Origin of the sequence: Xenorhabdus aichiensis (assembly GCF_028598775.1) — a bacterium.
Classification (GTDB): domain Bacteria; phylum Pseudomonadota; class Gammaproteobacteria; order Enterobacterales; family Enterobacteriaceae; genus Xenorhabdus; species Xenorhabdus bovienii.
Window position 1 is genome coordinate 172,623 of record NZ_JAQRFO010000001.1, and the last position, 11,939, is coordinate 184,561.

General features: G+C 43.3%; 9 protein-coding genes. 2 read left to right on the forward strand and 7 right to left on the reverse strand.

Going from position 1 to position 11,939, the window contains the following annotated elements:
• Positions 1 to 21 precede the first annotated feature (21 nt).
• The 4 genes from yciH to PSI22_RS00870 form a co-directional block, all read right to left on the reverse strand.
• Complete coding sequence (yciH, locus tag PSI22_RS00855; RefSeq protein ID WP_273577876.1) at positions 22 to 345, reverse strand: stress response translation initiation inhibitor YciH; 324 nt, start codon at positions 343 to 345, stop codon at positions 22 to 24.
• On the reverse strand, positions 338 to 1,078 hold the full coding sequence (pyrF, locus tag PSI22_RS00860) for an orotidine-5'-phosphate decarboxylase (RefSeq protein WP_273577877.1): 741 nt from the start codon (positions 1,076 to 1,078) through the stop codon (positions 338 to 340). Before pyrF ends, yciH begins: the two co-directional genes overlap by 8 nt.
• A 99-nt stretch (positions 1,079 to 1,177) precedes the next feature.
• A complete protein-coding gene (gene lapB, locus PSI22_RS00865; RefSeq protein WP_273577878.1) occupies positions 1,178 to 2,347 on the reverse strand; it encodes a lipopolysaccharide assembly protein LapB in 1,170 nt (389 codons plus the stop codon).
• Positions 2,348 to 2,353: 6 nt separating this feature from the next.
• The gene (locus tag PSI22_RS00870) at positions 2,354 to 2,668 is read right to left on the reverse strand and encodes a LapA family protein (RefSeq protein WP_273577879.1); all 315 of its coding nucleotides are present in this window, start codon (positions 2,666 to 2,668) and stop codon (positions 2,354 to 2,356) included.
• A 418-nt stretch (positions 2,669 to 3,086) separates the two neighbouring features.
• On the opposite strand from PSI22_RS00870, the gene ribA reads away from it, so the two are divergent.
• Positions 3,087 to 3,695, forward strand: a complete 609-nt coding sequence (gene ribA, locus PSI22_RS00875) for a GTP cyclohydrolase II (protein WP_273577880.1) — start codon at positions 3,087 to 3,089, stop codon at positions 3,693 to 3,695.
• A gap of 106 nt (positions 3,696 to 3,801) precedes the next feature.
• Here ribA and acnA read toward each other — a convergent pair whose 3' ends face one another.
• The gene (gene acnA / locus PSI22_RS00880; RefSeq protein WP_273577881.1) at positions 3,802 to 6,477 is read right to left on the reverse strand and encodes an aconitate hydratase AcnA; all 2,676 of its coding nucleotides are present in this window, start codon (positions 6,475 to 6,477) and stop codon (positions 3,802 to 3,804) included.
• Positions 6,478 to 6,692: 215 nt separating this feature from the next.
• Between acnA and PSI22_RS00885 the strand changes: the two genes are divergently transcribed.
• On the forward strand, positions 6,693 to 7,514 hold the full coding sequence (locus PSI22_RS00885; protein ID WP_273577882.1) for an Evf family palmitoylated virulence factor: 822 nt from the start codon (positions 6,693 to 6,695) through the stop codon (positions 7,512 to 7,514).
• 384 nt (positions 7,515 to 7,898) lie between these two features.
• Here the strand turns inward: PSI22_RS00885 and cysB are convergent, their stop codons facing one another.
• Together cysB and topA are read right to left on the reverse strand one after the other, a co-directional pair.
• Complete coding sequence (gene cysB, locus PSI22_RS00890) at positions 7,899 to 8,873, reverse strand: HTH-type transcriptional regulator CysB (protein WP_038183224.1); 975 nt, start codon at positions 8,871 to 8,873, stop codon at positions 7,899 to 7,901.
• Positions 8,874 to 9,212: 339 nt separating this feature from the next.
• Entirely contained in the window at positions 9,213 to 11,804 is a 2,592-nt protein-coding gene (gene topA, locus PSI22_RS00895; protein WP_273577883.1) for a type I DNA topoisomerase, read from the reverse strand.
• Positions 11,805 to 11,939: the final 135 nt, after the last annotated feature.

Below are 11,939 nucleotides of genomic sequence, written 5' to 3' on the forward strand. Positions count from 1 at the left end.
CTGTTAAAAGACAGAAACGAATCAACCACCAGCCAGTTTAACTGTCATGCCCTTAGCTTCCAGCAGCTGCTTCAGCAAATCACGCTTATCGCCCTGAATTTCGATTTCACCTTCTTTAACTGAGCCACCACAGCCACATTTTTTCTTCAATTCTGCGGCCAGCTTGGCAAGCGTTTGGTCATCAGCATCAATGCCAGTGATTATACAAACACCCTTGCCTTTACGCCCACTGGTCTGGCGTTGGATGCGCACGATACCATCGCCTTTAGGGCGAGAAGGCTCGACTTTTTCCTCTTGGACGCGACCGATATCCGTCGAATAAACCAAGCGAGAATTATTATCCATGAACGATCCCAATAGAGTGATTAATCTGCTGTAATGCCAATGCTGGATTTTCTGCTCGGGTAATCGGACGCCCGATCACCATATAATCCACGCCAGCCTGAATGGCTTGAGGCGGTGTCATGATGCGGCGCTGATCTCCAGCCTCTACGCCTTCAGGGCGAATGCCTGGCGTAACCAGTTGGAATTCCTGTCCGCAGACTGCTTTCAATTGCTGTGCTTCATGAGCAGAACATACCACACCATCCAAACCACATTGTTTTGTCAATGTCGCCAAACGCTCTGCGTGCTGTGCTGGTGTCACATCAATACCAACGCCCAGCAGATCGGATTGTTCCATACTGGTTAAAACTGTCACTGCGATCAACAAAGGCGCGTCTTTACCATATGGCAACAAAGCCTCTTTAGCGGCGGTCATCATTCTCGCACCACCACTGGCATGAACATTCACCATCCAAACACCCAATTCAGCCGCTACTGCTACCGCTCTTGCCGTTGTATTAGGAATATCGTGAAATTTGAGATCCAAAAACACCTCGAAGCCACGCTGATGCAATACCTGAATAAATTGCGGGCCATTCAGCGTAAACATCTCTTTACCCACTTTAAGACGGCAGGACTGCGGATCAATCTTGTCAACAAATGCTAACGCCGCGTCCTGATTGTCATAATCCAATGCGACAATAACAGGTGAATCAATCTGCTTACCTAAAGTTTGAGCTGTGTGGGATGTCATTTTTCAGCCTTTAATTTACTAATGAAAAGTAAACATGTCCGTAATGAAACATGTATTAATGAAAACACGCAGATATAGCCGCTCATAATAGTGACACTGTCACTGACCATCCAGACCCCGGATTGGTTTGATAGTGTCCCATGAACGACATGATGGGCAATGCCAATAAAGTGAGCGGGAAGTGAAACCACATTTATGGCACCGATAGTCGGGTTTAGTACGGATCTGTTCACCCACCATATTGCGCAGAAGGAGCAAGCTCTCTTTGGCACGCCCCTCTTCTGCGTCTGCCAAATGGTAGTCCATCAGGCGATAAAACAGCCGCATAGTTGGATGGCGTTCCAACTGGCGGTTAATATAATTTTGAGCGATATCACGCCCTTCTTTTTTCTCGATAATATCAGCCAGGTAAAGCTCTGCAATGGCGCCACATTTTTCTTCCACGCAACATTGAACAAAAGCCTCCCATTCTTCCGGTTGAGACAAGTTCTGGTAACATTCTTCCAGCATTGGCAAAGATTCACTGACCAGTTGTTTATCCTGTTCGAGAATACGTTTCAGCAGCTCCGTCGCTTTGGCATATTCCTTCTGCGCTATATAAATGCGGCCGAACATAATTGACACACGGGCACAGTTTTTATCTGCCTGAGCCGCCTTGTTGAGATGCCCTAGTGCTTCAGTGAAATCATCACTGCCCATGCATTGTAGCGCTAACTCGCAGTAAAAATGGGCGATCTCTTCCCGAAAGTGGTGTTTACCTAGTTTGACTAGCTTCTCAGAAACATCGATGGCTTTGTTCCAGTCACTGGTTGACTGATAGATGGTTAATAAGGAATTAAAAGCATTCTCACGGAAATCGGCTTCATCAACTAATTGAATGAACATGTTTTCTGCTCGGTCATACACACCAGCAGCCATATAGTCACGCCCAAGCTGTTGGATAGCTAACAAACGCTGTTCAAATGTCAGAGATGCACTTTCCATAAGTGACTGGTGAATGCGGATAGCTCTTTCAACTTCACCACGGGAACGGAATAGATTTCCCAGCGTTAAATGTGCCTCAAATGCTGAACTATCTTCTTTTAGCATATCAAGAAATAAATCGACCGCCTTATCTTGTTGATTAGAAAGTAAAAAATTAACACCATCAACATATTCACGTGAGAGACGGTCAGCAGATTGCTGTTTATCTTGTTGAGCACTTCTGCGCCCCATATACCAGCCATAAGCAGCGGCAATAGGAAGCAACAGAAACAACAGCTCTAACATGGAAAATTATTCCTTGGTCAATACTACAGGCGATGCGGTTTTTACGGATGATTCAGCCGGCTGTTCCAATTGGGCTTCCAGACGCTTAATTTTACGTTTCGCACGTCGCAATGACACACAGACACGCAGGTAAAAACCCCCACAAATCCCCCAGCCAAGCACAAAACCGATAGCAAACAATACGGACAGCAGTGTGGATATCGAGTAATCACCTTTGGCAATCAGATAATTAAATGTCACTACCTGATCATTATTTGCTCCCAGAGTCACTGAGATAACAAAAACAACCAGTGCCAGTAATAAAATTAGAAAATATTTCACATTCTTTCCTGTTATCGATTGTTGCTAATTGATTATGCCAAATAACAGACATAGCGGCTCGTTAAATTAGCATTTCTCGTCCACGCAAAGGAAGTAATTTATTGCAACAAATGTTGATTTGCTCCTTTTTGTGACATTATTCTATTTATCTGCTGACAAATACACCCATTTTGACCCAAATAGCGACATCCTGTGTACCAGTGTCTATCTGCAAAAATTTGTTTATAGTTTAGCATGTTAACATTCTCTTCATCCGTTCACTTGGTGCTTTTATATACGGACAGGTGAATTATTTCTGTTATAATCTGTAAGCATTATATGCGCTGTAATCAGAAAAAATTTTTTGCGTAGTTTTAGCTGATTTCTAAACGGGTATTGTTCTAAGTATCGCAATATTTATAACGAGCTAAATCAACATATGAATACTAAAATACAGCTAAAACGAGTAGCTGAAGCGAAACTGCCCACGCCTTGGGGCGAATTTCTGATGATTGGATTTGAAGAAATTAAAACGGGCCGTGACCATGTTGCTCTTGTTTTCGGTGATATTTCCGGCGATGAACCTGTTCTATCACGAATCCATTCAGAATGTCTTACTGGGGATGCTTTATTCAGTCTGAGATGTGACTGTGGTTTTCAGTTGGAAACTGCTCTTTCACAAATTAGCAAGGAAGGTAGAGGTGTTCTGCTGTATCATCGGCAAGAAGGCCGAAATATTGGTCTGCTGAATAAGATTCGCGCCTATGCATTACAGGATAAGGGCGTTGATACCGTAGAAGCCAACCATCAACTAGGCTTTGCTGCTGATGAGCGAGATTTCACCCTATGCTCAGATATGTATAAGTTGCTGGGTATTCATGCAATCCGTCTTCTAACAAACAACCCTAAAAAAGTTGAGATCATGATAGAAGCAGGCATTAATATCGTCGAGCGTGTACCACTGGTTGTAGGGCGTAATCCTAAAAACGCTTATTATCTGGATACCAAAGCCAGCCGAATGGGTCATTTACTATCCAAATCAAACTGAAATTTCTCTGTTTATCTCTACAAAAAAATAAAAACTGCGTCGGTCGGTGTAGACGCAGTTTCTTTCTAAATGTTCATATTCCTGAAGATGAATTATACGGTCACTATTATTTCAGCATATTACGGATCACATAATGCAAGATACCATCATTATAGAAATACGCCAGTTCCGTATTGGTATCGATGCGACAACGGGCATCAATGACAGTTTCTTTTCCATTGGCATAATTGATTTTCACCGCAATAGTCTGCCCGGGTTCAATATATCCCAATCCTGCAATATCGATTCGTTCATCACCAGTCAGGTTTAGCGTCTTACGGCTGACACCTTGTGGGAATTCCAGTGGCAATACGCCCATTCCAATCAGATTAGAACGGTGGATACGTTCAAAAGATTCCGCAATCACGACCCTTGCCCCCAGCAGCCTAGTTCCTTTCGCTGCCCAATCACGGCTTGAACCGGAACCATATTCTTTACCTGCAATAATGGCCAACGGTGTCTTTTCTTCCTGATAAAGCATGGCCGCGTCATAAATCGCCAACTGAGCTTGAGATGGAATATGGCGAGTGTATCCTCCTTCCACACCAGGCACCATTTCGTTGCGGATACGGATATTGGCAAACGTCCCACGCATCATAACTTCATGATTGCCACGCCTTGAACCGTAAGAGTTAAAATCTTTCGGCGAAACGCCATGTTCCTGCAAGTATCGTCCTGCTGGGCTGTCAGCTTTTATATTTCCCGCCGGAGAAATATGATCCGTTGTGACTGAATCCCCCAAGATCACAAGTATATTGGCTTGGTGGATATCAGTTATCGGCTTGGGCTCAATCGTCATATCGCTGAAAAAAGGGGGAAGGCGAATATAGGTTGAATCCTGCTGCCAAGAATAAGTTTCTGAGCTTTCCACTTCCAACGATTGCCAATTTTCATCACCATCAAAAACGGCATTGTATTCTTTGTGGAACATCTCTGTACTGACTTTACCAACAGCTTCAGCGACTTCTTGACTATCCGGCCAGATATCTTGCAGATAGATATCATGTCCTTGTTGATCTTGCCCTAATGGCTCCCTAGTGAGATCTTTTTTCATATTGCCAGAAAGTGCATAGGCAACCACCAGTGGCGGAGATGCCAGCCAGTTAGTTTTCACCAGAGGATGAATGCGCCCTTCAAAATTCCGGTTACCGGAAAGCACCGCGCCAACCATCAGATCAGATTGCTTAATCGCTACTTCAATCGGCTCTGGCAATGGGCCTGAGTTACCGATACAAGTGGTACAACCATATCCCACTAGATTGAAACCCAGTTTTTCCAGATATGGCATGAGCCCTGCCAGTTCAAGGTAATCCGTTACTACCTTGGAGCCGGGTGCCAGCGAGGTTTTAACCCACGGTTGACGTTGCAAACCTTTTTCAATTGCTTTTTTGGCAAGTAAACCTGCTGTCATCAAGACACTGGGATTAGATGTATTTGTACAGGAAGTGATGGCAGCAATAACTACAGCGCCATCTTGCAGTACAAAAGTCTGATTATCGAGAATGACTGACGTATCCGCCTGATGCTCCTGTATTTTATGGATGTCCAGTTCCATGGCAGCTTGGAATGCCTGTGGTACATCGCCAAGTGCCACTCTATCCTGAGGGCGTTTCGGCCCTGCCAAGCTAACTTCAACCGTGGACATATCCAACTCAAGGTTGTTGGTGAAAATGGGTTCATCCCCTGCGTTACGCCATAATCCCTGCTTCTTACAGTAGGCTTCAACTAAGGCAATTTCATCTTCATTGCGTCCAGTTAAGCGCAAATAGCCCAGTGTAATATCATCAACGGGGAAGAAACCGCAGGTTGCGCCATATTCAGGCGCCATATTGGCAATAGTCGCTCTATCTGCCAATGGCAAATCAGACAGCCCATCACCATAGAATTCGACAAACTTGCCAACCACGCCATGCTTGCGCAGCATCTGCGTCACCGTCAGGACAAGGTCGGTTGCCGTGATCCCTTCCCGCAATTTCCCGATCAGTTTAAAACCAACGACATCCGGGATCAGCATGGAGACAGGCTGCCCCAACATAGCAGCTTCGGCTTCAATTCCCCCAACACCCCAACCTAATACACCGAGTCCGTTAATCATGGTTGTATGAGAATCCGTCCCCACCAACGTATCAGGATAGGCAAAATCCTTGCCATTCTGGTTTTCATGCCAAACCGATTTACCAAGATATTCAAGGTTAACCTGATGGCAAATTCCTGTTCCGGGAGGCACAACGCGGAAACGATTAAAGGCTTTTTGCCCCCAACGTAAAAATAGATAACGTTCATAGTTACGTTCCATCTCAATCTGAACGTTTTCTTCAAACGCCTGCTCTGTACCGAATTTATCTACCATGACTGAGTGGTCAATCACGAGATCAACGGGAGACAAAGGATTAACTTGTTCAACATTACCACCAAGCTGCAGAACCGCTTCCCGCATGGCTGCAAGATCCACTACAGCCGGAACGCCGGTAAAATCCTGCATTAACACACGGGCGGGACGATAAGCGATTTCCCTGTCTGCATGACCGTTTTTCTGCCATTCCACCAATGCTTTCAAATCCTCTTCCACAACAGAATCGCCATCAATATTGCGCAGGAGATTTTCAAGCAGGACTTTCATGGACTTAGGCAAACGGGCTATCTCACCCAATTGTTCAGATAACAGGGATAAACTGTAATAATGATATGTTTTACTGCCAATGGAGAGTGTTGATGCACAGTCCGTTTTCAATTTAAACGACATAACTCCTCCTTTCTTATTATGGCCAGCTACACCATTAAACATAACATACTAGCGAACATTTGTTATTCAGTTACCACACATTTTGCTAACCGGCTGTAAACTCTCATTTATTGACAAATTTTAGTGATGACATCCTGAAAGCACATGTGTTTTATTCATGGCTAAAGCACACATGCAGTGCTGAATATCATTACTTAAATACTGGAGGGTGAATTATGGATATCAAAGTCGACAAAAACCGCCAACACTATTTAAACCATATAGCGCAGGCTGAACAATTTTTTTCCGATGGAATTGAGGATAACTTTTCCCTGTCAGACCACCAATTCAGTGATATAGATGGGCTTGTCCAATTTGTCATTACTTCACAAATCAACGAAAAATCCGGTGTGATACAGCGGTTAAATGAAATAAAGAAAACACAGATTGCCCTTTCCTCAATTGCGACGGATTATATTATTAAATATGCTAATACCCATGGCCAACAATATAGAACTGACGTACAATTCTGGGGCGATATCATAGAGAAACTGCCATTAATGAGCGTTAGGAATATAGAAAGCCAAACCTACAGCCACGTAATGAAAGGATTTTCAATCGCGACGAACTTGCTGCAACTTATCATGGATATTGTTTTGAATACAAACTCTTCCAGCATGAAAAGTTTTTCTCAGTTCCTGCAAAAACAAGGAGATGCCATTAGGCTTGGGTTGAAAAAGAATAACGATCATTACTCTACTCTGACTTTGGCCAGTGTCATTGAAGCTGTTGGAGTTGAAGATCAAGTGATTTATATTCCAAAAATGAAACTGTACAAAGTGAATTTTGACAGAAGCAACTCAGAAATTGCTTCAAATTGTGCTTCCAATGAAAATATCAATGTCGAATTCACTTACTCTTCCTGCATTTCATTATTTGATTATCAAGCATTGGAAGATCCCGAAATTAAGGCATCCTTTGATCTATTCATTCGTAATAACAAAAAATCATCAATAGAGAATTCTGATAATTTTTTCAACGGTGAATTTAAAGTGTAATTTAAGGTACAGTTAAAATTACTTATCTGATTATTATAAAAGTAATTTTTATTATAGAAACACTTCGTGTATCTGACAATAACCTGTGCAGCCTACTCTTATTCATGTTTCAACACTGTATTATTAATTTTTAAATAAAAAAGCCATCAGTATCAACTGATGGCTATCACATTATCAAACTAAACTTATATCCTTTAATTGCGATAAAAACAGCTAAATCTAATCCCGTATTCCTGTAGGTTCGAGTAAATGATTTCCACACTTTAGTATTCCTGATTTTTTTGCATCGGTTATTCTTTTTAAGCCAACTCTAGATGACAAAATCAACAAAAAATAGAGGGAGATAACATCAGCTACCTTCCTCTGATTTTCATTATAGATTCTTTATGCTATCGGTAATTCGATGTCCTTGAACATCTCTTCAATTTCTTCATTAGATCGCAACGCGATAGCTTTATCAACCACATCTCGTGTTAAATGCGGAGCAAAACGCCAGATAAAATCATACATATAACTACGTAGGAAACTACTGCGACGGAAACCAATCTTTGTCGTGCTATAGCTGAATTTATCACGCATATCAATGCGCACCAAATCGCTGTCCTGAACAGGTTCTACCGCCATACTGGCAATCACGCCAACTCCTAGCCCTAACCGAACATAAGTCTTAATCACATCAGCATCTGTCGCTGTGAATACTATCTTAGGTTTAAGACCAGCCTGGTCAAAGGCAACATCCAACTCAGAACGCCCCGTAAAACCAAAGGTGTATGTCACAATCGGGTATTCCGCCAACTCCTCAATCGTTACGTTTTGCCTGGCTGCCAGAGGATGATCTTTCGTAACCACTACAGAGCGGTTCCAATGATAACAAGGCAACATAATCAGATCGCTATAGAGATGAAGGGCTTCGGTTGCTATCGCAAAGTCGCTGTTTCCCTTACATACTTCTTCCGCAATTTGAGTGGGTGAACCTTGATGCATATGAAGGGAAACATTGGGATAGCGCTCAATAAAACCTTTGATAACCGGAGGCAAGGCATACCTTGCTTGGGTGTGTGTAGTTGCAATATACAGAGACCCACGATCCGGATAAGTATGTTCACTGGCTACGGAACGGATTGAATCAATTTTTGACAGTACTTCACGTGAAATACGGACAACTTCTTCACCGGCCGGTGTAACATGTGTCAGATGTTTGCCACTGCGAGCAAATATTTGGATACCCAATTCATCTTCAAGCATTCTGACTTGTTTGCTGATCCCTGGTTGAGAGGTGTACAATCCTTCTGCCGTAGAAGATACATTCAGGTTATGGTTAACCACCTCTACAATATAACGTAATTGCTGTAGTTTCATATCAGCGCTGTCCCTAATAATAAAATGTACGAATGTTTTGTAGTCTAAACATGTTCTATATTGCTAATGGTTATTTTCTTATAACTATACAGAATATATATTTATAGGTATATAACTACTATATCACCTGCTGTATATTTATATAACAAATAATTGGGGATGATAACGATTATCGTACATTTATTGCAGAAATATTATGTTTTAATTCTATAGAAAAACAAAAAAGCCAGTCCTAATTGACTGGCTTTTTAGAAAGAAAAATTATGTTTTTAGTAAAAAAAGAAATATCCATCTGAATATATTTCAATGAACTGACATACTAACCCATCACTAAAATCATTACTTTTCTTTTGCTACCCAAGCACCATCAACAAAAAATGCGGCCCATCCGGTCGCCTTACCGTTTTTCTCCGAAGAGACATATTGCTGCTTCGTCTTACGGCTAAAACGCACTACTGTTTTATGACCTTCAGGGTCAGCAACAGGAGCCTTAGACAGATAGCGTAACTTCTCCGGCAAGCGATCCTTGAACTTGACAAGTTCCTCAACCAACGGTGCTCGTGTTTCACGCGATTTAGGGAACGTGTTGGCTGCAAGAAATACACCAGCAGCACCATCGCGCAGAACAAAATAGGCATCCGATTTTTCACATGGCAATTCAGGTAATGGAACCGGATCTTCTTTCGGGGGGGCAACTTCCCCGCTACGGAGGATCTTACGGGTGTTTTTGCACTCTTCGCTTGTGCATCCCATGTATTTACCGAAACGACCCATTTTTAAGTGCATTTCTGAACCACATTTATCACACTCAACGATTGGGCCATCATAACCTTTGATTCGGAATTCGCCCTCTTCCACTTCATAACCATCACATGCAGGATTATTACCACAAACATGTAATTTACGTTGGTTATCAATCAGATAGCTGTCCATCGCTGTACCGCATTCTTTACAGCGATGGCGGGCACGCAGTGCATTAGTTTCCGCATCATCCCCTTCCAGAATGTTCAGGATTTCGTTTTCCGGGATCAAATTGATGGTTTGCTTGCAACGCTCTTTCGGTGATAGCGCATAGCCAGAGCAACCAAGAAACACTCCTGTTGTCGCCGTACGAATACCCATTGGGCGGCTACACGTCGGACAATCAATAGAAGTGATTACCATTGGATTCGGACGCATACCGCCTTCATCAGGATCTTTGCCAGCAACATCAAGCTGTTCACTGAAATTGGTGAAAAACTCGTCAAGCACCCCTTTCCAGTTAGCTTCGTTATTGGCGACGTGATCGAGCTGGTCTTCCATTCTTGCGGTAAAATCATAGCTCATTAATTCGTTGAAGTTCTCTTCTAAACGATCATTAACGATTTCACCCATTTTTTCCGCATAGAATCGACGGTTTTCACCTCGCACATAACCACGATCCTGAATGGTTGAAATAATTGACGCATAAGTCGATGGGCGGCCAATGCCACGCTTTTCCAGCTCCCTGACCAGAGATGCTTCACTGAAACGTGCCGGTGGTTTCGTGAAATGCTGGCTTGGGCTCAACTGTTGCAAGTCAAGTTCAGTACCAACTTCAACCACTGGTAAAGTATGGTCTTCATCCCCCTTGCGCAATGCTGGCATCACTTTCGTCCAACCATCGAAACGCAATGTACGACCTTTGGCACGGAGTTCAAAATTCCCCGCCTGAACTGTTAGCGTAGTGGAATCGTATTTCGCTGGCATCATCTGACAGGCAATGAACTGGCGCCAGATAAGCTGATACAGTTTTTGTGCATCGGCTTCCATATCTTTCAGTTCTTCCGCCATGACATCTACATTGGAAGGCCGGATAGCTTCATGAGCCTCCTGCGAATTCTCCTTACTGCTGTAGATATTGGCCGTTTTTGGCAAATATTTGTCACCAAAGTGATCATTGATATAACCGCGAACCATGTCCAGTGCATCCTGACTCAAATTGGTAGAGTCAGTACGCATGTACGTGATATGTCCTGCTTCATATAACCGCTGTGCCATCATCATCGTTTTCTTGACACCGAATCCAAGCCGCGTACTGGCAGCCTGTTGCAGTGTTGAAGTAATGAATGGTGCACTCGGTTTACTGGAAGTCGGGCGGTCTTCACGATCAAGGACTTTGTATCCGGCTTTTTCAAGCAAGGATACCGCAGCCTGTGTTTGCTGTGCGTTAACGGGCTTGAATGGTTTTCCCCCTTCATGGGTAACTTCCATATGGAGCGCTATGTCTCCTTTAGCCATTAAGTCCGCATGCAATTGCCAGTATTCTTCTGGCACAAAGGCCTTGATTTCACGCTCCCGCTCAACAATAAGGCGAACCGCCACGGATTGAACGCGCCCGGCAGACAGCCCCCTGGCGACTTTCTTCCACAACAGCGGTGAAACCATATAACCCACGACGCGATCCATAAAACGGCGCGCCTGCTGTGCATTTACACGGTCGATGTTCAGTTCACCAGGATTGTCAAAAGCCTGAGTGATGGCATTTTTGGTGATCTCGTTGAATACAACCCGACTGAAACGCTCCTCTCCTCCACCGATAACTTCTCGTAGGTGCCATGCAATGGCTTCCCCTTCGCGGTCAAGGTCCGTCGCGAGATAGATATGATCGGCTTTCTCAGCAAGCGTTTTCAGTTCTGCGACAACTTTTTCCTTACCGGGCAAAATTTGGTAATCCGCTTCCCAACCGTGATAGGGATCAACTCCCATTCGGTTAACCAGCGCTGTCTTCTCATCCTTTTTCTTTTTATTCTTATCGGTTGATGAGTTCGAACTCTTTTGACTCGCTGCTCCACTGGTCGGCAAATCACGGATATGACCTACACTGGATTTTACAACGTAGTCATTCCCCAGATATTTATTGATTGTTTTGGCTTTTGCCGGGGACTCCACTATAACAAGAGCTTTACCCATAGTTACCTTTACCTAATTATCTTCTTTTCAGATGGCGGAAATCACGGCGTTATGTTGCGATATATAAAATAAATTCTCTTTTTATATTGCGATAGATTTGCAAGATATCAACTAATTTTTATCTTGTACTTTGCT